The sequence below is a fragment of the Pseudarthrobacter sp. SL88 genome, assembly GCF_026672455.1.
Taxonomy (GTDB): Bacteria; Actinomycetota; Actinomycetes; order Actinomycetales; family Micrococcaceae; genus Arthrobacter.
In genome coordinates this window covers 3,383,061-3,407,603 of sequence record NZ_JAPPRD010000001.1, presented here as the reverse complement: position 1 = coordinate 3,407,603, position 24,543 = coordinate 3,383,061, and the positions used below count along the sequence as shown (strand labels likewise).

At 65.7% G+C, this 24,543-nt stretch carries 27 protein-coding genes and 1 riboswitch; of the genes, 15 read left to right on the top strand and 12 right to left on the bottom strand.

Going from position 1 to position 24,543, the window contains the following annotated elements:
- Positions 1–36: 36 nt before the first annotated feature.
- The 4 genes from OVA06_RS15370 to OVA06_RS15355 all read right to left on the bottom strand — a co-directional run bounded on the left by OVA06_RS15370 (position 37) and on the right by OVA06_RS15355 (position 2,654).
- On the bottom strand, positions 37–357 hold the full coding sequence (locus tag OVA06_RS15370; protein ID WP_268159466.1) for a hypothetical protein: 321 nt from the start codon (positions 355–357) through the stop codon (positions 37–39).
- 137 nt (positions 358–494) lie between these two features.
- Positions 495–698 carry a cold-shock protein gene (locus tag OVA06_RS15365; RefSeq protein WP_013599688.1) on the bottom strand — a complete coding sequence of 68 codons (204 nt, stop codon included), beginning with the start codon at positions 696–698 and terminating at the stop codon, positions 495–497.
- 130 nt (positions 699–828) lie between these two features.
- The gene (locus tag OVA06_RS15360; RefSeq protein WP_268159465.1) at positions 829–1,455 is read right to left on the bottom strand and encodes a response regulator; all 627 of its coding nucleotides are present in this window, start codon (positions 1,453–1,455) and stop codon (positions 829–831) included.
- Positions 1,452–2,654, bottom strand: a complete 1,203-nt coding sequence (locus OVA06_RS15355; protein ID WP_268159463.1) for a sensor histidine kinase — start codon at positions 2,652–2,654, stop codon at positions 1,452–1,454. Before OVA06_RS15355 ends, OVA06_RS15360 begins: the two co-directional genes overlap by 4 nt.
- Before the next feature lie 197 nt (positions 2,655–2,851).
- On the opposite strand from OVA06_RS15355, the gene OVA06_RS15350 reads away from it, so the two are divergent.
- Positions 2,852–3,421, top strand: coding sequence for a GlcG/HbpS family heme-binding protein (locus tag OVA06_RS15350; RefSeq protein WP_268159461.1), 570 nt, complete (start codon positions 2,852–2,854; stop codon positions 3,419–3,421).
- Positions 3,422–3,430: 9 nt separating this feature from the next.
- The gene (locus tag OVA06_RS15345) at positions 3,431–4,153 is read left to right on the top strand and encodes an ankyrin repeat domain-containing protein (protein WP_268159459.1); all 723 of its coding nucleotides are present in this window, start codon (positions 3,431–3,433) and stop codon (positions 4,151–4,153) included.
- A gap of 105 nt (positions 4,154–4,258) precedes the next feature.
- Here the strand turns inward: OVA06_RS15345 and OVA06_RS15340 are convergent, their stop codons facing one another.
- Genes OVA06_RS15340 through OVA06_RS15325 form a run of 4 tightly spaced genes read right to left on the bottom strand, consistent with a single transcriptional unit; the run spans position 4,259 to position 8,386 of the window.
- Complete coding sequence (locus OVA06_RS15340) at positions 4,259–5,452, bottom strand: acetyl-CoA acetyltransferase (RefSeq protein WP_268159457.1); 1,194 nt, start codon at positions 5,450–5,452, stop codon at positions 4,259–4,261.
- Entirely contained in the window at positions 5,449–6,120 is a 672-nt protein-coding gene (locus tag OVA06_RS15335) for a CoA transferase subunit B (RefSeq protein ID WP_268159455.1), read from the bottom strand. The genes OVA06_RS15340 and OVA06_RS15335 overlap by 4 nt, the downstream gene beginning before the upstream one ends.
- A gap of 56 nt (positions 6,121–6,176) precedes the next feature.
- The gene (locus OVA06_RS15330) at positions 6,177–7,616 is read right to left on the bottom strand and encodes a short-chain fatty acid transporter (RefSeq protein WP_268159453.1); all 1,440 of its coding nucleotides are present in this window, start codon (positions 7,614–7,616) and stop codon (positions 6,177–6,179) included.
- A gap of 53 nt (positions 7,617–7,669) precedes the next feature.
- Positions 7,670–8,386, bottom strand: a complete 717-nt coding sequence (locus tag OVA06_RS15325; RefSeq protein ID WP_268159451.1) for a CoA transferase subunit A — start codon at positions 8,384–8,386, stop codon at positions 7,670–7,672.
- Between the two features lie 174 nt (positions 8,387–8,560).
- Here OVA06_RS15325 and OVA06_RS15320 point away from each other — a divergent pair, with 174 nt between their 5' ends.
- Complete coding sequence (locus OVA06_RS15320; protein WP_268159449.1) at positions 8,561–9,352, top strand: IclR family transcriptional regulator; 792 nt, start codon at positions 8,561–8,563, stop codon at positions 9,350–9,352.
- 104 nt (positions 9,353–9,456) lie between these two features.
- On the opposite strand, the gene nadE is transcribed toward OVA06_RS15320, so the two are convergent.
- Positions 9,457–10,311 (bottom strand): ammonia-dependent NAD(+) synthetase, encoded by an 855-nt coding sequence (nadE, locus tag OVA06_RS15315; RefSeq protein WP_268159448.1) that lies wholly within the window; start codon positions 10,309–10,311, stop codon positions 9,457–9,459.
- A gap of 74 nt (positions 10,312–10,385) precedes the next feature.
- Between nadE and pyrE the strand changes: the two genes are divergently transcribed.
- The 4 genes from pyrE (at position 10,386) to OVA06_RS15295 (ending at position 13,819) form a co-directional block, all read left to right on the top strand.
- Complete coding sequence (pyrE, locus tag OVA06_RS15310) at positions 10,386–10,970, top strand: orotate phosphoribosyltransferase (RefSeq protein ID WP_268159447.1); 585 nt, start codon at positions 10,386–10,388, stop codon at positions 10,968–10,970.
- Positions 10,971–11,138: 168 nt separating this feature from the next.
- Complete coding sequence (locus OVA06_RS15305; protein WP_056076885.1) at positions 11,139–11,906, top strand: GAF and ANTAR domain-containing protein; 768 nt, start codon at positions 11,139–11,141, stop codon at positions 11,904–11,906.
- 146 nt (positions 11,907–12,052) lie between these two features.
- Complete coding sequence (locus OVA06_RS15300; RefSeq protein ID WP_268159446.1) at positions 12,053–12,694, top strand: hypothetical protein; 642 nt, start codon at positions 12,053–12,055, stop codon at positions 12,692–12,694.
- A gap of 84 nt (positions 12,695–12,778) precedes the next feature.
- Positions 12,779–13,819: an alpha/beta fold hydrolase gene (locus tag OVA06_RS15295; RefSeq protein ID WP_268159445.1), complete on the top strand. Its 1,041-nt coding sequence runs from the start codon at positions 12,779–12,781 to the stop codon at positions 13,817–13,819.
- Here OVA06_RS15295 and OVA06_RS15290 read toward each other — a convergent pair.
- Complete coding sequence (locus OVA06_RS15290; protein ID WP_268159444.1) at positions 13,816–14,646, bottom strand: HAD-IIA family hydrolase; 831 nt, start codon at positions 14,644–14,646, stop codon at positions 13,816–13,818. The genes OVA06_RS15295 and OVA06_RS15290 overlap by 4 nt on opposite strands.
- A gap of 94 nt (positions 14,647–14,740) precedes the next feature.
- Here OVA06_RS15290 and OVA06_RS15285 point away from each other — a divergent pair, with 94 nt between their 5' ends.
- The 3 genes from OVA06_RS15285 to OVA06_RS15275 all read left to right on the top strand — a co-directional run bounded on the left by OVA06_RS15285 (position 14,741) and on the right by OVA06_RS15275 (position 17,003).
- Positions 14,741–15,412 carry a TrmH family RNA methyltransferase gene (locus tag OVA06_RS15285; RefSeq protein ID WP_268159443.1) on the top strand — a complete coding sequence of 224 codons (672 nt, stop codon included), beginning with the start codon at positions 14,741–14,743 and terminating at the stop codon, positions 15,410–15,412.
- Positions 15,413–15,515: 103 nt separating this feature from the next.
- On the top strand, positions 15,516–16,580 hold the full coding sequence (gene fbaA / locus OVA06_RS15280; RefSeq protein WP_268159442.1) for a class II fructose-bisphosphate aldolase: 1,065 nt from the start codon (positions 15,516–15,518) through the stop codon (positions 16,578–16,580).
- The gene (locus OVA06_RS15275; protein ID WP_268159441.1) at positions 16,581–17,003 is read left to right on the top strand and encodes a DUF3151 domain-containing protein; all 423 of its coding nucleotides are present in this window, start codon (positions 16,581–16,583) and stop codon (positions 17,001–17,003) included. It abuts the gene before it with no gap.
- 134 nt (positions 17,004–17,137) lie between these two features.
- Here OVA06_RS15275 and OVA06_RS15270 read toward each other — a convergent pair whose 3' ends face one another.
- Positions 17,138–17,770 (bottom strand): uracil-DNA glycosylase, encoded by a 633-nt coding sequence (locus tag OVA06_RS15270; protein WP_268159440.1) that lies wholly within the window; start codon positions 17,768–17,770, stop codon positions 17,138–17,140.
- A gap of 217 nt (positions 17,771–17,987) precedes the next feature.
- Positions 17,988–19,196, bottom strand: coding sequence for a cobalamin-independent methionine synthase II family protein (locus OVA06_RS15265; RefSeq protein WP_268159439.1), 1,209 nt, complete (start codon positions 19,194–19,196; stop codon positions 17,988–17,990).
- Positions 19,197–19,207: 11 nt separating this feature from the next.
- A riboswitch (SAM riboswitch) is annotated at positions 19,208–19,312 on the bottom strand.
- Positions 19,313–19,495: 183 nt separating this feature from the next.
- Here OVA06_RS15265 and OVA06_RS15260 point away from each other — a divergent pair.
- The 5 genes from OVA06_RS15260 to OVA06_RS15240 all read left to right on the top strand — a co-directional run bounded on the left by OVA06_RS15260 (position 19,496) and on the right by OVA06_RS15240 (position 24,500).
- Positions 19,496–20,581 (top strand): M14 family zinc carboxypeptidase, encoded by a 1,086-nt coding sequence (locus tag OVA06_RS15260; protein WP_268159438.1) that lies wholly within the window; start codon positions 19,496–19,498, stop codon positions 20,579–20,581.
- A 241-nt stretch (positions 20,582–20,822) separates the two neighbouring features.
- Positions 20,823–22,112, top strand: a complete 1,290-nt coding sequence (locus OVA06_RS15255) for an adenylosuccinate synthase (protein WP_056077073.1) — start codon at positions 20,823–20,825, stop codon at positions 22,110–22,112.
- Positions 22,113–22,388: 276 nt separating this feature from the next.
- A complete protein-coding gene (locus OVA06_RS15250; RefSeq protein ID WP_056076870.1) occupies positions 22,389–22,745 on the top strand; it encodes a YegP family protein in 357 nt (118 codons plus the stop codon).
- 310 nt (positions 22,746–23,055) lie between these two features.
- Positions 23,056–23,607 carry an RNA polymerase sigma factor gene (locus OVA06_RS15245; protein ID WP_268159437.1) on the top strand — a complete coding sequence of 184 codons (552 nt, stop codon included), beginning with the start codon at positions 23,056–23,058 and terminating at the stop codon, positions 23,605–23,607.
- Entirely contained in the window at positions 23,604–24,500 is an 897-nt protein-coding gene (locus OVA06_RS15240) for a hypothetical protein (RefSeq protein WP_268159436.1), read from the top strand. The genes OVA06_RS15245 and OVA06_RS15240 overlap by 4 nt, the downstream gene beginning before the upstream one ends.
- The last annotated feature ends 43 nt before the right edge of the window (positions 24,501–24,543 follow it).

Below are 24,543 nucleotides of genomic sequence, written 5' to 3'. Positions count from 1 at the left end.
AACGTGAAGGGAATCCGTTAACGTTTTTGCCGGCGGTCAGCGGGTGCGGCGGTGGCGCGCCTGGGCCACCAGCCGGGTGAATGAAAAGACGAAGACGGCCTCGACCAGGACCATGAGTCCGGCCAGCAGCCATTGCTGGCGGGCTACGAAGAAGACGCAGCCGGTCAGGACCAGGATGGTGCCCAGGGCCAGGGCGTAGACAGCAAAGCCGACGGCGACGCGGGCGCTGCGCACGCCGGTGCGGAAACCGAATCCGTGGGGTTCGCCACCGGGCTGGCCGGGGACACGGTCCGGCATTCCGGGACCGAGCCTGTCGAACTCTTCCCAGGGATCCCTGTCCTCTTCCTTGCCGGTCATGGGTCAATTATCCCAAAAGCACCGAACGTCGTGGGAGGGGCCGCCGGCAGGCACAACTAAAACAGCGGCCCCGCCAACACGAGGTTGGCGGGGCCGCTGCCGGGGGTTGGCCCGGGTAACCGGGCCGGCCGTAAGACTTAGAGCGGGCGGATGTTCTCTGCCTGCGGGCCCTTGGGGCCCTGGGTCACGTCGAATTCGACCTTCTGGTTTTCGTCCAGTGAGCGGTAACCGCTGCTGGCGATTGCCGAGTAGTGGGCGAAAACGTCAGCGGACCCGTCATCGGGGGCAATGAAGCCAAAACCCTTTTCGGCGTTGAACCATTTAACTGTGCCTGTTGCCATGGCTGCATTCCTTCATGTGACTCTGATTCTCTCCCCGGATTTCAGCCCGGGGTGTGCGAAGAACGTCCCCCGCAATCCCAAAGTACGGGGCTAAACGCCCTGTTGCAAGGGTAAACGCCACAAACCCGCGTCAGCGCATGCCCTCACGGCGGATGGCGGTGGCAATCGCGGCGGCCCGGGTTTCCACTCCCAGCTTCGAATAGATGTGCGCCAGGTGGGTTTTGACAGTGGCTTCCGAAATGAAAAGCCGCTGGCCGAGTTCGCGGTTGCTAAGCCCCTGGGTGAGCAGGCTCAGCAGCTCCGCCTCGCGCGGAGTGAGGATCTCCTCCGGGTTGCGGAGTTGCTGGAAGAGCCGCGAAGCCACCGGCGGGCTCATCACGCTCCTGCCCTGCACCGCGCCGCGGACAGCCGCAAATATCTCCTCAGGGGCGGCGTCCTTCAGCAGGTAACCCATGGCTCCGGCATCCACGGCACGCACAATGTCCGCGTCCGAATCGTAGGTAGTGAACACCAGGATGGCCTGCCTGCTGTTGAGCCCGCGGATGCGCCGGATGGCCTCGATGCCGTCCATGCCCTCACCCATGGCGAGGTCCATGACCACGACGCCGGGCGAATGCTCCCGCACCAGCTCCAGGGCTTCCTCCCCGGACGCGGCGTCGGCCACCACCGCGATGTCCGGCTGGGTTCCCAACAGGGCGCGCAGCCCGCTCCGGACCACCCGGTGGTCATCGACCAGGAGCACGGTAATGGCACTCATGCCTGGCTTCCGTCCGTTGAGGCCGCTGAAAGGCCAGCGGGGAGTTGCGCCGCCACGATGGTGCCCTCGCCCGGGGCGCTTTCCACCGAGAACGTCCCGCCAAGCTGTTCCACGCGCTGCCGCATGGCCCGCAGGCCGTAGCCTCCGGCGTCCGACGGCGGGGCTGCCGCCGCCGGATCAAAGCCGGCGCCGTCGTCGTAAACATCCAGGGTGACGGCATCCGGAAGGAATCCGAGGGTCACGGTGGCGGTGGTTGCGGAGGCATGGAGCCGAACGTTGGACGCCGCACTTTGGACCACTCGCAGCAAGGTGTGCCGGATGTCTGCCGCCACCGGCCGGGGTTCGCCGGTGACCAGGAGCTGGGCGTCGGGAAGGTATCGGAGGGCCGCCGTCAGCAGGGCTTCCGGCAGCGGCGACCCTTCGAGTCCGGGGGAGGCAAGGTCATGGACCAGGCTACGGGTTTCGGCCAGGTTGTCCCGCAGCAGGGAAGTGGCCCGCCGCAGGTCCGCGTGGGCGGAGGTCGCGGGCCAGGTGCGCCCGGCAGCCTCGAGCAACAGCAGGCTGCTGGCCAGGCCCTGGGTCACGGTGTCGTGGATTTCGCGGGAAACCCGCTCCCGCTCGGCAATGGTGCCTGCACGCCGTTCGCTGGCAGCCAGCTTCCCCTGCGCGGTGGACACCTCGCCGTGCAGCCGCCGCTGTTCCTCGGCATCGTTGCGGATCCGGTCATGGATGAGGGTCAGCATCACACCCACGGCCAGGGGGCCAAGCAGCATTGCCAGGTCCGTGCCCCCGCTGAGCCTGAACAATCCTGCCGCCGTGGCGACGGCGATGATGCCCGCGGCAACATAGGCCGCAGCACCGCTGATTGCGGCACGGCAGAGGAAGAAGAGGGCGAAGGAGCACCAGGCAAAGCTGGGTGCCGCGATGACCAGCACCGCCCAGACGGCCACCAGGGCGGACATCCACGCCAGTCCAGGCAAACCGCGCCTGGCAAGCACCGCAACGCCCGCGTACAGCAGGGAGGCTGCAGCGGCGAGGCACAGGACCAGCACATTGTCCGCGGGCGGGTGGCGCATGACGTACCGGGCGGTCGACGCCACCAGGAGGACGGCGAATCCCGCATGGACCGCCGTGTCGATGCTGCCCAGCCGGGGCAGCCCGGCAGGACTCGCGGACTGGTCAGGGCCTGGGGCTGTCATGGAATTTCCGGTCTGGTGGGGGAACACTGCCTTTCCATGCTATTGCCAGCGGCACGGGCGGGTCTCTCATCCGTTTGGCTGATACGGCTGTCCTTTGGTCGCAGCAGGGACCATGCAAAGGCCCGATGGCAGGCAGGGCGGTGGCCGGAAGGATTGAAGTGTCCGCAGCGATCGCCTGCCAAACCCAAGGAGCCACCATGAAGAAGTCCCGCACAGCCCTTGCCGCCGCCGCAGCCGGTGCCCTGGTCCTCACCGCCGGAGTCACGGCCGCGGCCAACGCAGGAACAGCCCCTGCGCCCGCAGCCGTTCCCGCCGTGGACGTCCAGCCTGCGCCGGAAACCGTCGTCCAGCAGAACCGCATCTCCGTGGGGGCCTCCGCCACCGCCGTGAACGCCGCCCTTGCCAAGTGCCAGGCGGACAAGCTCCCGTTCGTCACCGTTGCCGTGGTGGACCGGTTCGGCACAGTTCAGGCACTGCTCCGCGGAGACAATGCGGCGGAGCACACCATCGAGGCCGCCAAGCAGAAGGCCTACACCGCCGCCGCATTCGGTACGCCCACCAGCGAGTTGGCCAAACGGATCAACGGCAACGGTCCGTCCATTGCAGACCTTCCCGGCACCCTGTTCCTGGCAGGCGGCGTCCCGCTCAAGGTCAATGGTGTGTCAGTGGCCGGCGTCGGGGTTGGCGGCGCACCGGACGGTGCTCTGGACGAGGCCTGCGCCACCGCCGGAGCCGCAGCCATCGCGGGCGCCCCCGCCGGAAAGTAGGCTGCCCGTATGAGGCGCAGTGGCTTAGGTGCCCGGGGCTTGCTGGCCGCCTGCGCCCTGGCCCTCATCCTCACGGCGTGCCAAAGCCCTGCACCGGCACCATCCGGCGGACCGGCGTCGGCCGTCCCCTCATCCAGCACGCCTGGCGGGGCAGGCCCCAGCGGAACCGTCGACGCCGAAACCGGCCCTCCTGCTGCAGGGCCGGCGGCAACCCCGACGGCACTCCCCGCCGAGGTCCAGGCGGCGCTGGACCAGGAACTCATTGCTGCCGCCAAGGCCAACAATGCGGCGCTGGCCCGCGAACTGGTGGGCCGGGGCGGCAACGTCAACGCCAAGGATTCCATCCAGGACTCGGCCTTCCTCTACGCCGGCGCTGAAGGCTTCAATGAGGTACTGCAGCTGACCCTGCTCGCCGGCGCGGACGTTTCCAGCATCAACCGGTACGGCGGGACTGCCCTGATTCCGGCCAGCGAGCATGGGCATGTGGAAACGGTGAAGATCCTGGTTGCCGCCGGCGTACCCGTCAACCACGTGAACAACCTGGGCTGGACGGCCATGCAGGAAGCCATCCTCCTGAACAATGGCGGTCCGCGGCAGCAGGAAGTGGTGCGGCTGCTGCTGGAGGCCGGCGCGGATCCGGGTATCCGCGATCCGGAAGGCCGGACTGCGCTGCAGAACGCCGAGCGGCTGGGCTTTGCGGAGATCGCCGCCCTGATCCGGAGCTACGGCTAACCTGCGCGATCGCGGGGCACTTTGACGCGGACACGCCGTCGCAATTCCATCCGGCGGCGGCGAAGCGCCTCAAAGTGCCCCACGACGGGGGCTCTGCTTAGAGGGTCAGACGGCCTCGAGGATGCTGACGTAGTTGGCGATGCCCACGCCGCCCATGTTCTGGACCGCGGCCCGGCGCGGTGCCGTGAGCTGCATGTCGCCGGCGGTTCCCGTCAGCTGCATGGCGGCGAGCACGTGCTGCGAGACGCCGGTGGCACCCACGGGATGGCCCTTTGACTTGAGGCCGCCGGAGACGTTGACCGGCAGCTTCCCGTCCTTGAACACCCACCCTTCCTCGAGCGCGCGGGCACCCTGCCCGGGTTCAGTCAGTCCCATGGCCTCGTACATGAGCAGTTCGGCGATGGTGAAGCAGTCATGGACTTCGGCGAGGTCCAGGTCTTCGATCCCGACGCCTGCCATCGCCAGGGCACGCTGCCACGAGACCCTGGTGGCTTCGAAGGCCGTGGGGTCGCGGCGTGCGGCCGGGAAGAAGTCGTTGGCCTGGCCGAACCCGGCGAGCCTCACGGCGGGGTTGGCGCCTGCCGTGGGGGAGGTAGAGAGCACGACGGCGGCAGCACCGTCCGAGACGGGGGAGCAGTCGGTACGGCGCAGGGGATCGGCGACCATGGGGTTCTTGTCCGACACCGTCCGGCAGAATTCTTCGCCGAGGTCCTTCCGGAGCTGCGCGTAGGGGTTGTCCACGCCGTTGCGGTGGTTCTTGGCGGCGATGCTGCCCAGCACGTCTCCAAGGTTCCCGGCCGGGTCGTAGCGCTTGGCGTAGTGCTTGGCCACTTCGGCGAACAGCCCGGTAAAGCCGGTAGTGGAGGGCCTGCCGGCCATGTCGTAATCGGCACCCAGCAGGCCTGCGCCCACAACGTCAGCCCCTGCGTGGGTCATCTTTTCGGCGCCGATCACCAGGACGGTTTTGGCGGTGCCCGCCAGCAGCGACCTGGTGCCCTGCTGGAACGCTGCCGAACCCGAGGCGCACGCGTTTTCCACGCGGGTGGACGGGACATTGGCCAGGTCCGGGGAAACCTGCAAAGCCAGCGACGAGGGGAACGCCAGCGGCATCATGCCGGAGTTGAACTGGCCCACGTAGACTTCGTCGATCTGCCCGGGCTCGATGCCTGCGGCGCTGATCGCGTCCGTGGCCACCTGCACGATCAGGGATTCCAGGGTGTCGTCGGCGAGTTTGCCGAACTTGCTGTGCCCCCATCCGGTGATCAGGACATCCTTGCCGAACTGTTCCTTCAGGCTCATGCCGCCACTTCCTCGTTTTCAAGGCGGACTTCAAAATCCGCTTCCGTCTTATTCCGGATGTCCTCCACGGTGACCCCCGGCGCCAGCCGGGTCAGCGTGAGCTGCCGCCCGCCGTCGTCCGTTTTGTAAAGGTCAAAGACGGCGAGGTCGCTGATGATCCGGTCCACGCAGCTGAGGCCGGTCAGGGGGAGGGAGCATTCCCGGACGATCTTCGCCGTGCCGTCCTTGGCGTTGTGCTCGGTGAGGACCACCACCCGGGGTGTGCCTGCCACCAGGTCCATGGCCCCGCCCATGCCCTTGACCATCTTGCCGGGGATGGTCCAGTTGGCGAGGTCGCCGTTGCCGGAGACCTGCATGGCACCGAGGATGGCCACCTTCACGTGGCCGCCGCGGATCATGCCAAATGACGTGGCGGAGTCGAAGATGCTGCCGCCGGGAAGCACCGTGACGGTCTGCTTTCCGGCGTTGATGAGGTCCGCGTCCTCCTCGCCCTCGTAGGGGAACGGACCCATGCCGAGGAGTCCGTTTTCGCTCTGCAGGACCACCCGCACACCGTCGGGCAGGTTGTTGGCCACCAGCGTGGGGATGCCGATGCCCAGGTTGACGTAGTCGCCGTCGTTCAGTTCTTCAGCTGCGATCGCAGCCATTTCATCCCTGGTCCAGGCCATGGGTTCCTCGATTCTCAGTGTCTTGTCGGTTGTTTCGGGGTGCCGCGAAGGGATGGCTATTTGGGAATGACCGGCGAAACAAACTCGAAGGTCATTCCCAGCAGCCAGGCCAGCAGCAGGACCACCGGAAGGTGGAACAGGAATTGCTGGAAGGTGAAGCCCACCAGGTCCCGGGCGCGCAGCCCCAGCACGGCCAGCAGGGGCAGCATGAAGAAGGGGTTGATCAGGTTGGGCAGGGCCTCGGCCATGTTGTAGATCTGCACGGTCCAGCCCAGGTTCATGTTGACGTCCGTGGCGGACTGCATCACGTAGGGCGCCTCCACCAGCCACTTGCCTCCGCCCGAGGGGACGAACATGCCCAAGAAGGCCGTGTAGAGGGCGATGACCACCGCAAAGGCGCCGTTGCTGCCGATGCTGGTGAAGAAGTGGGCCAGGTGCTCAGAGACGGTGAGCCCGTCAGCCCCGGCGGCCTTCGTGAGGATGGCTGCCATGGCTGCGTAGAGCGGGAACTGGACCAGGATGCCGGCGGTGGCGGGCACGGCCTTGGTGACCGCCTGCAGGAACTTCCGGGGAGTACCATGCAGCACCAGGCCGAGCATCAGGAACACCAGGAGATAGCCGTTCAGGGAACTGACCACCGTAAGGATGGGCAGCGTGAGCAGTTGGGAGACTAGCCAGCCCAGGGTCAGGACACCGGCAATGATGGGCAGGATCCGGCTGTACTCAAGCCACTCACCCGGTCGCGACTTTTCGGCGGGAGCTTCGGGTTCGTCGTCCAGGTCCACGCCCATGTCCTCGGCTGTCCGGATGGCCTTTCCCGTGGGAGCCGAGAAGTGGGCAATCACGGTGGTGAGGAGCATGAGGATCACCAGCGTCAGCAGCGACTGCCACGTGAAGATGGTGGTGCCGAAGTCCAGGACCCCGGTAATCTGCAGCAGTGCCGGCGGAATCGACGCCTTCGTTGCCTGCAGCTGCGCGGCCGAGGAGGACAGCCCCAGGGCCCACACTGCACCGAGCCCCATGAAAGCGGCCGCACCGAGGGCGCGGTAGTCGACCGTGAGGTCGGAACGCCGCGCGATGGCCCGGGCCAGGAGTCCGCCGAAGATCAGGCTCAAGCCCCAGTTGATGAACGAGACGGACATGGACATGACGGCCACGAAGCTCACCGCCGTTCGGGCGGACCCCGGAATGACTGCCAGGCGGTTGATCAGCCGCGCAACGGGCGGGGACGTGGCCACCACATAGCCGGTGAGCACCACCATGGCCATCTGCAGGGTGAAGGCGGTGAGGTCCCAGAACCCGTTGCCGAAGGAGTCCACCACGGCCTTGGGGGAAGCCCCAGTGGCCAGTGCGGCAATGGCAACGAGGACGACGCCGGCGAGCGCGAAAATGTAGGCGTCCGGGAACCACTTCTGCGTCCATCCGGCGAGGCTTTCCGCCATCCGGGCCAAGCCCTTCTGGCGGACATCCTCATCTTGAATCTGCGCGGTGTTCATTGTTGTGTGCTCTCCATTGAGTTGCGGGCGGTTGCTGCGGGTGTCGGCGCCGGTCAGGCGGACACAAGATCGGTGCGCGGCCGCACCGTCCGCTGCTCAATGTCCTTCACGCGATTGGTTGCCTGCACCAGGCGCTGGACGAAAACACCCGGAGTGACCACGTGGTTGGGATCCACTTCTCCGGGCTGCACGATCACTTCGGCCTCGGCAATGGTCAGCCTGCCGGCCGTGGCCACTACGGGATTGAAATTCCGGGCTGTGTAGCGGTAGACGAGGTTGCCGTCCGTATCGGCAGTGTGGGCGTGGACAAGTGCCACGTCGGCAATGATGGCGCGCTCGCGGACATACGTTTCGCCGTCGAATACTTCCAGCGGCTTTCCCTCGGCCACCAGCGTGCCCACGCCGGTCTTCGTATAGAACGCCGGGATGCCCGCCCCACCCGCCCGGAGCCGCTCCGCCAGGGTGCCCTGGGGCGTGAATTCAACCTCCAGCTTTCCGGCGAGGTACTGCTCGGCGAAGAGCTTGTTTTCCCCAACGTAGGAGGCGATCACCTTGCGGACCTGCCCCGCTTCGATGAGGATGCCCAGTCCCTTGCCGTCCACGCCCATGTTGTTCGAGACCACGGTGAGGTTCTGCACGCCGGAGTCACGGACAGCTTCAATGAGGTCTGCCGGAATGCCGCTGAGCCCGAAGCCGCCGACAGCGAGGGTGATGCCGTCCTGCAGGGCGCCTTCCAGGGCGGCTGCCGCGGAGTCCTGGATTTTGCTCATGGGTGTGTCTCCTCATCGAGATGGTCAGTCCACTTTGTGGACTCGGCTTCTGAGTATGGAGACTACGGTCCGCGTCTCATGCCCGTCAAGGATGATAATCACCTGATCCAGCCGCGTTCTATACTGTGGACGTAGGGCAAAAAAGTATCCACAATATGGACGAATGAGGCACTGATGAGCAATTTTCCCGTGCAGGGCGCCCAAGTGGTCAGCCGCCTCGCAAGCCTGCTCCGGCTGGTCGGCCGCAGCGCCGGGGGCATGCCGCTGGCCGCTGTTGTGCGCGAATCCGGCCTCACCCGGCCTACCGTGCACAGGCTCCTGTCTTCCATGGCCGCCGAGGGCCTGCTGGACCACGATCCCGTCAACGGCAACTGGGTGCTGGGCCCCGAGATGCTGCTGCTGGGCTCGGTGGCCTCCGCCCGGTTCCCCATGGAGGACATCGCCCGGCCCAGCCTGCGGCGGCTGGCCGAAGCCACGGGCGAGAGCGCCTTCTTCTCCATCCGCCGCGGCATGGAAACGGTCTGCCTTCTGCGGGAGGAAGGCAGCTTCCCGGTCCGTTCCTTCGTGCTGCATGAGGGCGTGCGGTTTCCCTTGGGGGTGGCGTCCGCGGGAACCGCCATCATGGCCTTCCTTCCCGAGGGGGAACGGGAAGGGATCCTGCAGGACTGGGAGGCCCACGCTGGAACCTTCGCAGCCGGGCACACCGCCGGCATCGTCCGGGAGAACCTTGAACGCACCAGGCTGGCTGGGTACTCCGTGAACCCCGGGCTCGTCCTTGAAGGCAGCTGGGGGATGGGTGCCGCAGTATTCGACAGGTCCGGCAAGCCGGCCTGGGCGCTGTCCCTGACAGGCATTGAGCCGCGCTTCAAACCGGAACGGCAGGACGAGCTGGGCGGCCTCCTCATGGCGGAGGCCCACCGGATCACCCAGCAGCTGGGCGGGGGAGAAGGTGCCCCGGCCCGCTGAGTCTCCACGGCAGTGCCCACGTACGACAACCCCTGGACCCCCGGATGGGGAGACGCGCCGTCGTGATCCCCCAAGCAGGGGCATATCAGCGGTGGCGTGCCGGGCTAAAGTCCCGCGCGGGGCTCTTCCGGGCCTTCGGCCTTCCACCACGTATCGAAGACGGTCACGGGGACCGTGCGCTTGTGCCGCGTGCGCAGGTACTTCTGCTCGATTGACTCAGCGACGGCCTCGGGAACCTCGCGGCCCTCGAGGTAGTCATCGATCTGGTCGTAACTGAGGCCCAGTTCGTCCTCGTCGGTGCGTCCGGGGCGGTCGTCCAAAAGATCGGCAGTGGGGACCTTCTCCCAGATGCGCGCCGGGGCGCCGAGTTCGGCAAGCAGGGCCCGGTTCTGCCGCTTGTTCAAACCGAACAGGGGCAGGATGTCCGCGCCACCGTCGCCGAACTTGGTGAAGAAACCGGTGACGGATTCCGCTCCGTGGTCCGTGCCGATCACCAGGTAGTTGAATTCCCCGGCCAGAGCATACTGCGCGATCATCCGGGTGCGGGCCTTGGTGTTGCCCTTGTGGAAGTCGGAGATCTCCGAGCCGGCGGTCTTTTGGAACTCGTCCTCGAAGCCGTCCACGGCCGCGGAGATGTTGAAGGTCCACTCGGTTTTGGCCTTGATGAAGTCCAGGGCGGCCTGCGCGTCCTCCTCATCGTGCTGCACGCCGTAGGGCAGGCGGACTGCTACGAAGTTTGCTTCCAGGCCTTCCGCCTCGAGCTCCTCGACCGCCTGCTGGGCCAGTTTTCCGGCCAGCGAGGAATCGAGCCCTCCGGAGATTCCCAGGACAAAGCCCTTGGTGCCGGTGGCTTTGAGGTACTCCTTGAGGAATGTGACGCGTTTGCGCACCTCCCCCGCGGGATCGATCCGGGGCTGCACGCCCATTTCTTCAATGATGGTGGCCTGGAGTTCGCGCATGTGGTCCACACTAGCCAGCGCCGGCAACCCTGCTCAAGCAACCGCACCGGCCCGGTCCCACTAAACTGGAACCCATGACTTCCCCCAGTGAGACTGCAGTGGACTCTGCAGCCGCCCGCGCCCGACTGCTCGAACTCATCAAGGAACTTGCCGTGGTCCGCGGCAAGGTCATCCTCTCCAGCGGCGCGGAGGCGGATTACTACATCGACCTTCGCCGCATCACCCTGCACCACGAGGCGTCCAAGCTGGTAGGCCAGGTCATGCTGAAGATGGCGGACGACGCCGGCATCGGCTTTGAGTGCGCCGGTGGCCTGACCATGGGGGCCGACCCCGTGGGCACCGCCGTCATGCACGCTGCGGTGGACGCCGGCCGCACCGTGGACGCTTTCGTGGTCCGCAAGGCCCAGAAGTCCTACGGCATGGGGCGCCAGGTGGAAGGCCCCTCAGTGGAGGGGCGGAACGTCCTGGTCCTCGAAGACACGTCAACCACCGGCGGATCCGCACTGACCGCCGTCGAGGGCGTCCGCAAGGCAGGCGGCAACGTTGTGGCCGTGGCAGTGATCGTGGACCGTGATACCGGCGCCAAGGAAAAGATCGAAGCCGAAACCGGCGTGCCCTACCACTTCGCGTTCGGCAAGGACGAACTGGGCCTCGACTAGGTCCCCATCGCCGGCCGGCCAGCAACTGCTGCACCCGGGCCGGCAGTCAGGCCGGGTGGCTTGGCAGGGGGTTGGCGCCGAAGTGATCCGGCCAGCGCACTTGGTCCGGACCGGCCGCTGGCCTAATATTCTCCTTAGCCCCTTAAGTTTCCCTTGGAGAACCTGCCCATGCCCACCGCGGACCAGCCGTTGAGCGCCACTGAGACGGTCCAGGACCTGATCCTGGACAGCTCGGATTTTGAAGAGTTCCTCAATGAGCTCGCACGTTTCTCGGCCCACCAGGTTGCAGGTCTGGGCGATGATGCCCTCTGCGGCATCACGCTGCTTCGTGACAGGAAGGCTGCCACTATCGGCTGGAGCAGCGACTCCGCCCGCGAAGTGGATGAAATCCAGTATTCGCTTTCACAAGGTCCCTGCCTGACCGCCGCCCAGGAAGAACGTGAGATCCACGTCCCGGACCTGTTTGATGAAGACCGGTGGGGCCCGGAGTACGCCTCCGCTGTGGCTTCTTACGGCCTGCGTTCGGTGTTGTCGCTGCCGTTCAACCTGCAGGGGGACGCCAAGGCGGCGCTCAACCTGTACTCGGATGTCCCGCACAAATTCGACGAGCGGGCCACCGCGAAGGCCCGAGGCTTCACGAGGGAAATTTCCCAGGCCCTGCGGCTGGCCGTGCGCTTCTCCCTCCATTCGGACAGCGCGGCGAACCTCAGAGCAACCCTGGAATCGCGCACCATCATCGACATCGCCATCGGGATTGTGATGGCGCAGAACAGGTGCAGCCAGGAAGCGGCCATCAGGATCCTCACCGAGGCTTCCAGTAACAGCAATACAAAGTTGCGGGACATCGCCAAGTCATTGGTTGATTCGGTCGGCGGCACCGGCACGCGTACGTTTTACCAGGAACCCGGCAGCCGCAGGCCTGAACAGTCAGCCTAGCCAGGCCGCCCGGTGGGCAGGCCGCCCGACGGGACGCCTGAACGGGCGCTGAAGCAGTCCCTGGAGCACAGGTTGTGCCCGCACACCATCGGGGATACGCTGGCCGTGGTTGAGCCGTCGGCCATAGAACCTCTTTTGGAGTACCTATGGACCGCTCTCTTAATGCGCTCGTTAACCTCGACGTCCCCGCTGACATAGTCAGGATCGACGTCCGCGGAAGCCTCACCCACGATTCCCGTCCGGACCTTGTCCACATCATCCGACGCGTCCGGCGCATGGGCATCCGTGCCCACATCCGCGTTGACCTCTCGCAGGCTGCACTGGTGGAATCCAGTGCCCTGGCAGGTCTTCGCAGCGACCTGAACACCATGGACGCCAACAGCCTTCCCGGCATCTACGGCTCTGGTGTGTCGCTTCACCTCACGGGTTCACACGAGCGATTGGCTGGGGCACACCTGGCCGGTGCCGGGCCTGCCCAGCAGGTGCAGCCACTGCACATCGTCGATGACGACGCCAGCCACCCCCACCACGGCAGGCCCTTCGGCGAGGGGTACCAGGTGGCGCCGGACGCCGCGCTTGAGGAACTGTTCGGGCGGCCGTTGGTGGAGTACTCCGAACAGGAACTCCTCGCGGCAAGCGACACCCTCTTTGCGCTGCTGGACCACCCGGGGGCTTTCCCGGGTTCCGACCTCCTGGGGCGCTACAACGACATCGGACGCGAGCTTGGCCGCCGCCAACAGGACCCGGAGGCTCCGTTCCCGGCAGCGGAGGGCCAGGCCGCCAGCTGACGGCCGGCCCGCTGCCGGGCAGTCACCGAATGGTTATCCAAGGCTCCTTGCGGCGGACTCTTCAGTTGTGCCTACGGTAGAGGCGTGCCGTATGAGGGGAAGGTTGATCCGCAGGGCCGGGGCGGGGCAACCGCAGCCCGGCTGCTGTCACAAGCCGCTGCCCTCAAGCGCTTTTCACGGCGCAGCTTCTTTACCGCTACTGGTGCTTCAGGGGTACTTGCAGCGGACATGCTGCTGACCCGCGAGGTGCAGTCGCAGCGGCGAACGGACAGGATCCTGCCCGTTCCGGACGACTTTGCCGATGCCTACTACCCGGACGCCAGCTGGTTCCTGTTCCCGGGATACAAGACCAGCTGGGAGGAGGCCCAGTGGATCCTGAACTCCCTCCGTGGTTCGTTGAACAAGCGGGCCCGGCTCGCCGCCGTCGGGTATTCCAACCAGGGCCTGGACATCGACGACATCGTGATCGCCGTCATCGAGTACGTCCGTGAGCAGAAGATCCAAAAACTGTTCTTCTACGGACACAGTTTCGGCGGAATGGTGGCCACCCAGGTAGCGGCCCGGCTCCTGGAAATCCACGGCGTGCAGGTCCAGTTCGTGGTGCTGGACTCCAGCCCATACAGCAAGCACGACGTCCTGGACCAGAGCTGGTTCGACGGCGTGGTGTTCCTTTACGAGCGCGGATTCCGATTCCCGTCCACCCTCCGCGGCGGCTACGAGCTGGGCGAGCGGGTCATCCACAAGGACGAGCGCAGCTGGCGCCAGATCCTCGACCAGACCCTGGAGCAGCTCTCGCCCATCGCGCCGTCAAGCGTACTGATCCAGACGGAGTCCGCCTATATCTACCACTTCGACGGCACCCGGTTCGCAGGGAAGATCGGGACCGCCAAGATGGCCTACCTGGGAAGTCCCAAGGACCGCACCGTGCGCTACGAATCAGCACTGGAAGCGTGGGCAGTGGCGTTCAAGGACAACATGGTCTCCACCGGACTCCAGACCACCGGGGCCGCACCCGCGCACGCCAGCCCGCAATGGAACCCGCACATCTACCGGCCGCTGCTGGACGGTCTGCTTGATGAGCATTTCCCGCTGCCGGCCGGCGGCTCCCGGGTGACGGTGTTCTAGAGCTGGTTCTTCAGGTCCGCCACGGAGTTCAGGACCTGGTTGGGCCGGAAGGGGTAGGAGGCGATCTCGTCCCGCTGCGTGATCCCGGTCAGCACCAGGACCGTGTGCAGCCCGGCTTCCATGCCGGCGATGATGTCCGTGTCCATCCGGTCACCGATCATTGCCGTGGTTTCGGAATGGGCGTCGATCTGGTTCATGGCGGAGCGGAACATCATCGGGTTGGGCTTGCCCACAATGTACGGTTCCCGTCCCGTGGCTTTGGTGATCAGCGCCGCGATGGCACCGGTGGCCGGCATCGGACCGTCCTTGGACGGGCCTGTGGCGTCGGGGTTGGTCGCGATGAAGCGGGCACCGGCGAGGATGAGGCGGATGGCCATGGTGATCGCCTCGAAGGAGTAGGTGCGTGTCTCGCCCAGCACAACGAAGTCCGGATCCTGGTCGGTGAGGATGAAGCCGGCCTCGTGCAGCGCCGTCGTCAGTCCTGCTTCGCCGATCGTGTACGCGCGGTTGCCGGACCCTGAGCCCTGCACCTGGTCCTTCAGGAACTGGGCCGTGGCCAGGGCCGACGTCCAGATGTTCTCTTCGGGGATCTCCAGGCCGGATGCACGCAGCCGGGCTGCGAGGTCGCGGGGCGTGAAGATCGAATTGTTGGTCAGGACCAGGAAACGCTTGGACGTATCCACCCACCGCTGGATGAGTTCGGCGGCGCCCGGCACGGCCTGGTTTTCGTGGACCAGGACACCGTCCATGTCCGTCAGCCAGCACTCAATGTCCTGGCCGCTGCGGTATACCGCCGGCGCGCCCTCAACCTTGTCCGCTTCTGCCATGCCTGCCTCCGACTGTCGACGCCCGTGATGAACGGGCCGTGGTGATTGCCCGAAAGGTCCAGTCTAGTGTTGAGGGGTGAACCAAACGCCCGGGATGGCAGACGCGCCCCACCACTCGCTCGAAGAAGCCGACGCAACGGAAGCCGGGGCAACCAGGGCGGAGGTCGGCGTCGGGCCCTGGGAAGGCGAGTTGCCCGAGGGCGACCACTGGGATCCTGACCTGCTGGCCGACGGCGACCGGCGCAACGTGCTGGACAAGTACCGCTACTGGAAGCACGAGGCGATCGTGGCGGAGCTCGATTCACGGCGGCACAACTTCCACGTGGCCATCGAAAACTGGCAGCACGACCTCAACATCGGCACAGTGGTGCGCACCGCCAACGCCTTCCTCGCCAAGGAGGTGCACATCATCGGACGACGGCGGTGGAACCGGCGCGGAGCCATGGTCACCGACCGCTACCAGCACGTCCGCCACCACCCCACGGTGGAGGATTTCGTCCAGTGGGCGCAGGGGGAGGAGCTGGCGATCATCGGCATCGACATCTTCCCGGATTCCGTGCCGCTGGAAACCTATGAGTTGCCCCGCAACTGCGTGCTGGTGTTCGGCCAGGAGGGGCCGGGCCTGACGCCTGAGGTCCATGAAGCAGCCGAAGCCACTCTGTCCATCGAACAGTTTGGTTCCACCCGTTCCATTAACGCTGCCTCCGCCGCAGCGATCGCCATGCACGCGTGGGTCCGCCGGCACGTCTTCAACCAGCACGTGTAGGACGCCCGCGCGGACGCAACCAGGGAGTGTTACCAACTGCCGACCAGAAACTCGGCGGTGTGGCGGATATCGCTAGGATGGTGCCTAGCCGTAAGCGGTCTACTTGAGGGTCTTCCACCCACAGACGAAACTCAGCAGAGGAGTCAGCATGCCCATTGCAACCCCAGAGATTTACTCCGAGATGATCGACCGTGCGAAGGCGGGCGGATTCGCTTTCCCGGCAGTGAACGTCACGTCCTCTCAGACGCTCAACGCGGCCCTTCGCGGCTTCGCCGAGGCTGAGTCCGACGGCATCGTCCAGGTCTCCACCGGCGGTGCGGCCTACTGGTCCGGTGCCTCCACCAAGGACATGGTGGCCGGTTCCCTGGGCTTCGCGGCCTTCGCCCGTGAAGTGGCCAAGAACTACGGCGTCAACATCGCCCTCCACACGGACCACTGCCCCAAGGACAAGCTGGACGGCTTCGTCCTGCCGCTGCTCGCAGCCTCCGAGGCCGAGGTCAAGGCCGGCCGCAACCCGATCTTCAACTCCCACATGTGGGACGGCTCCGCCGAAACCCTGCAGGACAACCTGCGCATCGCCCGCGAGCTGCTTGCCCGCACGGCCGCTGCCAAGATGATCCTCGAAGTTGAAATCGGCACCGTGGGTGGCGAGGAAGACGGCGTCGAGAACGAGATCAACGAGAAGCTGTACACCACCGTCGAAGACGCCCTGGCCACCATTGAAGCCCTGGGTTCCGGCGAGAACGGCCGCTACATCACCGCCCTGACCTTCGGCAACGTCCACGGTGTTTACAAGCCCGGTGGCGTTAAGCTCCGCCCGGAAATCCTCAAGGACATCCAGGCGCAGGTTGGCGCGAAGATCGGCAAGGACAGCCCGTTCGACCTCGTGTTCCACGGCGGCTCAGGCTCCTCGGACCAGGAAATCGCCGACGCCGTGTCCTACGGCACCATCAAGATGAACATCGACACGGACACCCAGTACGCCTACACGCGCCCGGTGGCGGACCACATGTTCCGCAACTACGACGGCGTCCTGAAGGTGGACGGCGAAGTGGGCAACAAGAAGACCTACGACCCCCGCGTCTGGGGCGCCTCCGCCGAAGCCGGCCTCGCCGCCCGCGTTGTGGAAGCCACCAAGCAGCTCGGTTCAGCCGGAAAGACCTTCTAAATGTCGGATGAGTTCCGCAAGAACCTGATGGGGCCTGAGCCCACGCTCCTGCCGGCAGAATCTGAGATCTACCAGCACCTGGCGCTCGGCCAGGAGGCCGTCGACCTTGTGGCGAAGAACCCCACGTCGTCGCTGCTGTGGGCCATCCTTGCCGAGGAGGCTTGGGCGGAGGGACGAACCATCGACTCCTACGCCTACGCGCGCGTTGGCTACCACCGCGGGCTGGACTCGTTGCGCCGCAACGGCTGGCGCGGCGTGGGCCCCATCCCGTGGGAGCACGAGCCCAACCGCGGTTTCCTGCGTGCGCTCTACTCGCTGGGACGGGCCTCTTCGGCCATCGGTGAAGCTGACGAACCCGAGCGGATCGAAAAGTTCCTCAACGATTCCGACCCCGGGGCCAAGGCCGCGATCGAGGGCAAGTAGGTCCCCGCCGCCTCCCTGGCTTCGCTTTGCTCAGCCAGGGAACCCTAGGCGGCGGAGGCCCCTTCATATGACGACGGCGGGCGGTCACCTTTCTTTGGGAAAGGTGACCGCCCGCCGTCGTACTCCTTAGGGGATCAGACCGCCTTCTGCAGCCCCGTACGGGCCATGGCGTCCGCGTAGGCCACGCGCATGTCCTGGAGGTACTCTTCCTGGCGCGCAGGGGAACCGGCGAAGGCGCGGCCGCTGAGGGAGCGTACCTTGTAGGTCTTCAGGCCGCGGCGCCACAGCAGCGGGACCTCGGTCTTGAGGAGCGCGTTGGCCAGGCGGTTGGCTTCGGTGCCGTGCGCCACGATGACTGATGCGCGCGGGACAAGGGCGAGGAACTTGAGCAGCGGCTTGAGGCCGGCCTGGATCTGGTCCGGGGTGAACTTGCCGTTCGGTTCGCCCGGGACGTGCCAGGGGTGGACGTTCCACGGCATGACATACTCGGGCCGCAGCCCCAGCTTCCACTGGATGCCGAGCATGCGGGTGGCAGCGTCCTGGTCTCCGGCAGTGATGAAGCCGGAGCCGTCCGCCTCGCCGATGTTGGAGAACAGGCTGATGATCCGGCATTCGTCGACGTCGTGAATGGGGTCGACGTAAGGCACCACCGTGCCCGGCCTGGTGTCTTGCAGGGAATCGCACAGCTCGTTGACGGCGGCAACGCTGGGCTCGTAGCGGCGGTTCAGGAGCTGTTCGTGGAGGGATTCTGGTGCAAGGGCGGTCATATGGTGCTGGGTCTCCTGCGGGGATTGGCGGTGCTTCCGCCTGCGGACGAGGGCGCGTGAAGGCGCAACTCGACATCGGCGGTGTGTTGGGGTGGGCCGGTCAACCCGGCCTTCCCCAGTTTAGCAAGCCGCGGGAAGCGAAACGCCGGTAGCGCGTATTCCGGTGACCGGATGCACAGCCGGGGTTTCGTCCTTCCCGTGATTCCACGGCGGCGGGCTACCAGAGCCGTTTCGTGGCCCGGCGTGCACCTTCGCCCAGAGCTTCCAGTTTCGCGTAGGCGATCTGCGGGTGGACGCGCCCGCCCAGGCCGCAGTCGGTGGAGGCGATGACATTTTCCCGGCCGACTACGTCGGCGAATCGCACAATCCTGTCCGCCACCAGGTCCGGGTGCTCCACCACATTGGTGGCGTGGGAGACGACGCCCGGAATGATCAGCTTGCCATCGGGGAGTTTCGTGTCTTCCCAGACCCGCCATTCATGTTCGTGGCGGACGTTTGCCGCCTCGAAGGAGTAGGCGCCGGCGTTGACCTGCAGGACGGAACCGAGGATGTCTGCGAAGGGGATGTCAGTGGTGTGCGGGCCGTGCCAGGAGCCCCAGCACACGTGCAGCCGGATCTGTTCCTGCGGGAGGTCCCGCAGCGCCCAGTTGGTGGCCTCCACGCGCAGCTGGATGAACTTCAGGTAGTCCTCCAGCGCCGGTTCGGGGTTGATCTGGTCCCAGCTTTCGGCAAGGGACGGGTCATCGAGCTGGACGGTCAGGCCGGCGTCGATAATGGCCTTGTATTCCTCACGCATGGCGTCGGCACAGGCGTAGACGAGTTCCTCGTCCGTTTTGTAATACTCGTTTGCCACCCGGGCGCATGAGCCGGGGGAGAGAGACGCTACGAAGCCATCCGTCAGCCCTGCGGCGGCCAAGCCCGTCTTGAGGTTGTTGGCATCCGAGGCCACCAGGTCCTGCCCGGTGTAAGTGAGGGGGCCTGCGATCTTTGGCTGGGTGACGCTCTTGCGGTGGGCCAGGATTCCCGACGACGGGTCGTTGTAGGCCTCGCTGAACTGCTGGCGGTCCCGCCGGTCGGGGAATGATGTGAGGACGACGTTTCCGGGCGACGATCGCCGGACCTCGGAGTCTGCCCAGCGGTCCACGTCGGTCGGCTCCAGTCCGCCGAGCCGGGCGAAGGAGTAGTTCCACCACGCCCCGTAGTCAACAGAGTTGGCCATGGTGTGCCCGTATTCACCGTCGTTGGGAATGTCGATGCCGAGGTCCTTCTGGCGCTGGACGACGTCAACCACGGAGGCTTCGAGGAGTTCCAGGAATTCGGGCGTAATTCCGTCGGCTTCCTTGGCGGCGTTCGCAGCAATGAGTTCAGGCGTCCTCGGCAATGAGCCTGCGTGGGTGGCGCGGATGTGGTCAGTGTTCTGGGGCACGGTGGAGTTCCTTTCCATCGGTCCTGGCAGTAGCACCTTCGGGGCAGGGGGACTCCCTGCTGTACGGGTTGCTGCGGCGTCACTGAGCCAGGTCTCTCAGCCGCTCCGGATGGGTCAGTTCCACTCAAGCCCACCGGCCGGAAGCGGGGCAAATCGGTTTCACGATGTGGCGTGGCTGCTACTGGGAGAGCGCAGTCATAGGCTTACCAGGATTCGTTGAGTCCATTGACAGGTTTCAATCAGCTTGGTTGGCTGTTGTCACAGCCCGCAATGGGGGACATGGCGGCTGGACGCACTCAATGCACTCGAAAGAGGTAACGCACGTGAAGAAATCCCTGGCTACTTTTAGGACCCTTGCCGTTTCAGGGGCCCTTGCACTGGCGGTTGTCGCCGCTCCTGCTCCAGCCATCGCTGTGGGGGAGGGGCCCAACTACGGAGGCAACGGCCAGATCACCACGTCGAAGCTGGCCACCTATGACCAGATGGTTTCTTTCCTGAAGGACCAGGACGCCAAGCAGCCTGCCATGGAACTGGAGGTCATCGGCAAAACGGTGAAGGGCCGCGACATTCACCTGGTCAAGTACATCTCGGACCCGGCCAAGCCCACCATCCTCTACTTGACCCAGCAGCACGGCAACGAACAGCTCACTACCGAGGGAGCCATGGAGTTCGTCAAGCACCTCGGCACCGGAAAATCGGCGGACATCCTCAAAGGCGTCAACATCCTGGTGGTTCCGATGCTCAACGCGGACGGCGCCATGGGTGACGTCAACTTCTCCCTGGAGGACTACATCGCCAAGGGTGACCGCAACATGACCCGCTTCAACGCCGAGGGCGTGGACCTGAACCGGGACCACGTGGCCAAGATCCAGCCGGAAACCCAGGCCCTGCACAACAACGTGATGCGCAAATACCGGGTCGACTACATGATCGACCTGCACCACCAGGGCACCCGGGCAGAGAGGGACGGCAAACTGGTGTCCGGCTCCATCCTGTACCCCACCACCCCCAACGCCGATCCCGCCGTCGTCGAACGGTCCAAGCAGCTCGGCGCCGTGGTCTTCGACAATGTTGACTCCACCGGATGGGGCCACCTTGGCAAGTACCAGGGCGGCAGCGCCGAGACCATCAGCCGCAACGGCATCTCAGTGGAATACGGCATCGCCACCCTGCTCTTCGAGATGCGCGGCATGTCGGACCATTACCTCGACGGCTACGCGCTGGGACAGCGCAGCAACGGCTACCTGATCAAGCAGACGGTTACCACGCTGACGTCAACCGCCGCCGCCATCGCGGACGGTTCAATTGCCGACGCCGACACCTCCTTCTGGGACACCCTCGCCGAGCAGACCTCCCGCCCGGCGGGCGAGGCCGACGACGAATAACCGCCGCAGGACAGGACGTCCCGGTTCTTTACCGCGCGTAAAGAACCGGGACGTCCCAGCGAGTGGACAAAGTGCACTATCGGCTAAACTTGGGTGGTAAGGGCCCCGGGGCCAACGCGTTCGCCAATCCGCCTGCGGAACGGCGGAAGCCGGTCCACTCGGGGCATTCTCATGAACGGCGCTGAACCAGGACCGCCACGCTGTGGCGCCCGGCCGGCCCGAACGAATGGGGGAGGATCCCATGCCAGCAATTGTGATCGTAGGAGCCCAGTGGGGCGACGAAGGAAAAGGCAAGGCCACCGACCTGCTGGGCGGCCGTGTTGACTACGTCGTCAAGCCCAACGGCGGCAACAACGCCGGGCACACCGTCGTCGTAGGCGGTGAAAAGTACGAACTCAAGCTGCTTCCGGCAGGCATTCTCAGCCCCAACGCCGTCCCCATCATTGGCAACGGCTGCGTGGTCAACCTTGAGGCCCTCTTCCAGGAGATCGAAGGCCTGCAGGCACGCGGTGCCGATACGTCCAAGCTGCGCGTTTCCGCAAACGCCCACCTCGTGGCGCCCTACCACCAGGTCCTGGACAAAGTCACTGAACGCTTCCTCGGCAAGCGCGCCATCGGCACCACCGGGCGCGGCATCGGCCCGGCCTACATGGACAAGGTGGCCCGCCTGGGCATCCGCGTCCAGGACGTCTTCGACGAGTCCATCCTTCGCCAGAAGGTGGAGGGCTCGCTGCACCAGAAGAACGAGGTCCTGGTCAAGATCTACAACCGCCGCAGCGTTGTGGTCGATGAGATCGTGGAGTACTTCCTGTCCTTCGCCGAGCGGCTCCGCCCGCTGGTCATCGACAGCACCCTGGTGCTGAACACTGCCCTGGACGAGGGCAAGGTAGTGCTCATGGAAGGCGGCCAGGCAACGTTCCTCGACGTCGACCACGGCACGTACCCGTTCGTCACCTCCTCCAACCCCACCGCGGGCGGCGCATCCGTGGGCTCGGGCATCGGCCCCACCCGAATCTCCCGCTCAATCGGCATCATCAAGGCCTACACCACCCGCGTGGGTGCAGGCCCGTTCCCCACCGAACTGTTTGATGAGATGGGCGTTTACCTGCAGAAGACCGGCGGCGAGTTCGGCGTCAACACGGGGCGCCCCCGCCGTTGCGGCTGGTACGACGCCGTTCTTGCCCGCCACGCGTCCCGCGTCAACGGTTTCACGGACTACTTCGTCACCAAACTGGACGTGCTCACCGGCATCGAACAGATCCCGGTGTGCGTGGCCTACGACGTTGACGGCGTCCGGCACGACGAGATGCCGATGACGCAGACCGAGTTCCACCACGCCAAGCCCATCTTCGAGTACTTCGACGGCTGGACCGAGGACATCACGGGCGCCCGCACCCTGGCAGACCTGCCGGAGAATGCGCGCAATTACGTCCTCGCGCTGGAGAAGCTGTCCGGGACGCGTTTCTCCGCCATTGGCGTGGGACCGGACCGGGACCAGACCATCGTGGTGAACGACCTCATCAACGACTGACGTTTCAAAGGGAATTATGACGGCGGCGGGCCACCTTTACGGGTGGGCCGCCGCTTGTTCGTTTTCCTGCCAGGCGCGGGGCAGCTCAATTTACACAGGGTTTACCTGCGCTGCCTTGTGGGCGTACAGCCCGGACAGCCAGACTTTTGGGACAGCATTCGAGGACTGCCTGGCAAGCACGTCCCCACTTTGCGGGACAGGCGCAGCCACGCGCCAGCCGGACTTTTGGCGGAGATGCCGTCCGGAAAACCGCTCAGAACCGGAAGGAAGTGCGCCATGGCGGGCAAATTCGAAGTTTTCCTTGATCCCCAGTCGAAGTTCAGGTTCAGGCTCGTGGGCCCGGACGGGGCGGTGATGGCGGTCTCGCAGGCCTTCAACGACAAAGCGGCTATCGTAGCGGGGATTGCCGCGGTCCGGGAGTGCGCCGGGACCGGCTTGGTGACGGACCTGTGCTCTGCCGGTGCGCAAACGACGGCAGTGACCGTTGCCGCGTCAGCTCCCGCCGCCGACTCCACCCTCGATGACCGGGCAGCGGCCAGGCTTCATGCCATTGCCGCGGCCAAGGGCATGCGCCGCCACGCCGCCCCCGCACACTGGGACTGGCGCCATAGCCGGGCAGAACTGGCCAACTGACGGTTGCGGACGTGCACTTCCGGGGCGTCAGCAGCTTACGGGAAAACTTTTTTGAAAGAGGCGTAACCTTTCGCGGACCCGGGACGATTACCCTTATGTAGCGCCGGCCTGGAACTTGTCCCCCATCACGTTCCAGGCCGGCTCTTTAAACTCTCCGGCAGCAGGGACAGCTGCGCACGGCCGGCACCGGCAGTGCACGTGGCGGTCCGGAGCGCGGTGGTTACCGCGGGGTAAAGTAGGCGGGCAAAGGCATTCCGGCGACGGGCCTTCCTGCCCGGCCAACCCCGCACCGACCAAAGGCACCACGTCCGTGACCGATGCACTGACAGGCGAGTCCCTGCGAGATCCAGATTCTGGTTCCTCGGCCTTCGGCGTCGTCTACCGGACATATGCGTCACAGGTATTGGGCTATTTCAAGGCCCGTGGAGCCGAGGATCCGGAGGCAGCGATGCAGGAGGTCTTCCTTTCCGTGCTGCCACGGTTGAACTCAGTGACCGGCGGCAGCGCAGGCCTGCGCACCTTCATCTTCTCGGTGGCGCACGCCCGTATGGTCGATGACCACCGACGGCAGAGCCGCACGCCGGCCAAGCTCCCGTTCGAACCGGAGCTGGACGCGCGGGAGGACCCGTCCGCTGAAGAGGAAGCGCTGGAACGGATTGCGCCGGGAGAAATCGTAGGGTTGTTGGAATCACTGCAGCAAGAACAGCGGGAAGTGCTGTCGCTGCGGCTCGTCGCCGGGCTCACCGTCGAGCAAACAGCGGAAACCATAGGGAAGAGCGCGGGAGCAGTGAAGCAGCTGCAACGGCGCGGCATCCTGAAACTGCGCGAAGGTGCGGCAGTGAAGGAGTATCTGCGGCCATGACCACACCGGAAAGCAGGCTGCGCGAGTTGGTTGATGAAGTCCTCGCGGACGCAGGCCACGCGGACGACGCCGCACTTCGAAATGCACTCGAATCGATCGGCTCGCTCGCGTCGCTTCCCGTTCCCGAACCCTCCGGAGAGCTTGCCCGGCTGTTGGCCGGCGGCGGGGACGAACTGGCCCGCCGCCGTCGCTCCGGCCGTCACCGTCCCACTGTGGTGGGACTTGCAGTAATTGCAGGAATGGGGCTGGGGATTGGAGGCGTAGCCGCAACGGCCGGCAGTGCCCCCGGCAGCAGTGCAGCGTCAGTGCAGCACTTGCTCGCGGACTGGTCGCCGGATTGGGCGATCACCCACGGCGCAACGGCAGCACCGACTCCCGGACACCGTGGAGTGGCAGTCCCTGCAGAACAAACCCCGGAATCAGTGCCCGCAGCCATTTCCGGCTCGGATTCCGCCGGCACTCCCCAGGGCAAAGGACTGCTGCCGGACGACGGTGGCGTCGCTGGTGAACCCGACTGCGGAAGCCGGGAACAAGCCCAGGCAACTCCTACGGGCATCTGCCCGCCTGCAGCCGGACCGCCAGGACGGCCGGACGGGCCCCGCAACCGTGCCGGCGGGGAAGCGACGGCGGACACGGCTGCGCACGGGAAAGCGGACAGGAAACCGGTATCGGACGAAAACATGCCCGGCCGCGCCATTCCCGCCCCGGACCAAGCCGATCCCGGGACCCCCGGACATGCACCCGGGAACAGGGATTGGCGGGGGACGGCGGGACCACAACAAGTTGCTGACAGTGGACCGGGAAAGCCCGCACCGGAAAAGCCCGGCGCGGCAAACTCCGGGCAAGGGGCGGGTTCGGCAAATGGCGGCGACACCACTCCCGGCGGCAAATAGCTGTCCATCGGGCGGTAGTCCGTGGCCCCGGGTTAGGCTGATG

Bases quoted from the DNA above. Each gene is read 5' to 3' on its own strand.
- OVA06_RS15370 (WP_268159466.1), bottom strand. From the start codon at position 357: ATGACCGGCAAGGAAGAGGACAGGGATCCCTGGGAAGAGTTCGACAGG.
- OVA06_RS15365 (WP_013599688.1), bottom strand. From the start codon at position 698: ATGGCAACAGGCACAGTTAAATGGTTCAACGCCGAAAAGGGTTTTGGC.
- OVA06_RS15360 (WP_268159465.1), bottom strand. From the start codon at position 1,455: ATGAGTGCCATTACCGTGCTCCTGGTCGATGACCACCGGGTGGTCCGG.
- OVA06_RS15355 (WP_268159463.1), bottom strand. From the start codon at position 2,654: ATGACAGCCCCAGGCCCTGACCAGTCCGCGAGTCCTGCCGGGCTGCCC.
- OVA06_RS15350 (WP_268159461.1), top strand. From the start codon at position 2,852: ATGAAGAAGTCCCGCACAGCCCTTGCCGCCGCCGCAGCCGGTGCCCTG.
- OVA06_RS15345 (WP_268159459.1), top strand. From the start codon at position 3,431: ATGAGGCGCAGTGGCTTAGGTGCCCGGGGCTTGCTGGCCGCCTGCGCC.
- OVA06_RS15340 (WP_268159457.1), bottom strand. From the start codon at position 5,452: ATGAGCCTGAAGGAACAGTTCGGCAAGGATGTCCTGATCACCGGATGG.
- OVA06_RS15335 (WP_268159455.1), bottom strand. From the start codon at position 6,120: ATGGCCTGGACCAGGGATGAAATGGCTGCGATCGCAGCTGAAGAACTG.
- OVA06_RS15330 (WP_268159453.1), bottom strand. From the start codon at position 7,616: ATGAACACCGCGCAGATTCAAGATGAGGATGTCCGCCAGAAGGGCTTG.
- OVA06_RS15325 (WP_268159451.1), bottom strand. From the start codon at position 8,386: ATGAGCAAAATCCAGGACTCCGCGGCAGCCGCCCTGGAAGGCGCCCTG.
- OVA06_RS15320 (WP_268159449.1), top strand. From the start codon at position 8,561: ATGAGCAATTTTCCCGTGCAGGGCGCCCAAGTGGTCAGCCGCCTCGCA.
- nadE (WP_268159448.1), bottom strand. From the start codon at position 10,311: ATGCGCGAACTCCAGGCCACCATCATTGAAGAAATGGGCGTGCAGCCC.
- pyrE (WP_268159447.1), top strand. From the start codon at position 10,386: ATGACTTCCCCCAGTGAGACTGCAGTGGACTCTGCAGCCGCCCGCGCC.
- OVA06_RS15305 (WP_056076885.1), top strand. From the start codon at position 11,139: ATGCCCACCGCGGACCAGCCGTTGAGCGCCACTGAGACGGTCCAGGAC.
- OVA06_RS15300 (WP_268159446.1), top strand. From the start codon at position 12,053: ATGGACCGCTCTCTTAATGCGCTCGTTAACCTCGACGTCCCCGCTGAC.
- OVA06_RS15290 (WP_268159444.1), bottom strand. From the start codon at position 14,646: ATGGCAGAAGCGGACAAGGTTGAGGGCGCGCCGGCGGTATACCGCAGC.
- OVA06_RS15285 (WP_268159443.1), top strand. From the start codon at position 14,741: ATGGCAGACGCGCCCCACCACTCGCTCGAAGAAGCCGACGCAACGGAA.
- OVA06_RS15275 (WP_268159441.1), top strand. From the start codon at position 16,581: ATGTCGGATGAGTTCCGCAAGAACCTGATGGGGCCTGAGCCCACGCTC.
- OVA06_RS15270 (WP_268159440.1), bottom strand. From the start codon at position 17,770: ATGACCGCCCTTGCACCAGAATCCCTCCACGAACAGCTCCTGAACCGC.
- OVA06_RS15260 (WP_268159438.1), top strand. From the start codon at position 19,496: ATGCACTCGAAAGAGGTAACGCACGTGAAGAAATCCCTGGCTACTTTT.
- OVA06_RS15255 (WP_056077073.1), top strand. From the start codon at position 20,823: ATGCCAGCAATTGTGATCGTAGGAGCCCAGTGGGGCGACGAAGGAAAA.
- OVA06_RS15250 (WP_056076870.1), top strand. From the start codon at position 22,389: ATGGCGGGCAAATTCGAAGTTTTCCTTGATCCCCAGTCGAAGTTCAGG.
- OVA06_RS15240 (WP_268159436.1), top strand. From the start codon at position 23,604: ATGACCACACCGGAAAGCAGGCTGCGCGAGTTGGTTGATGAAGTCCTC.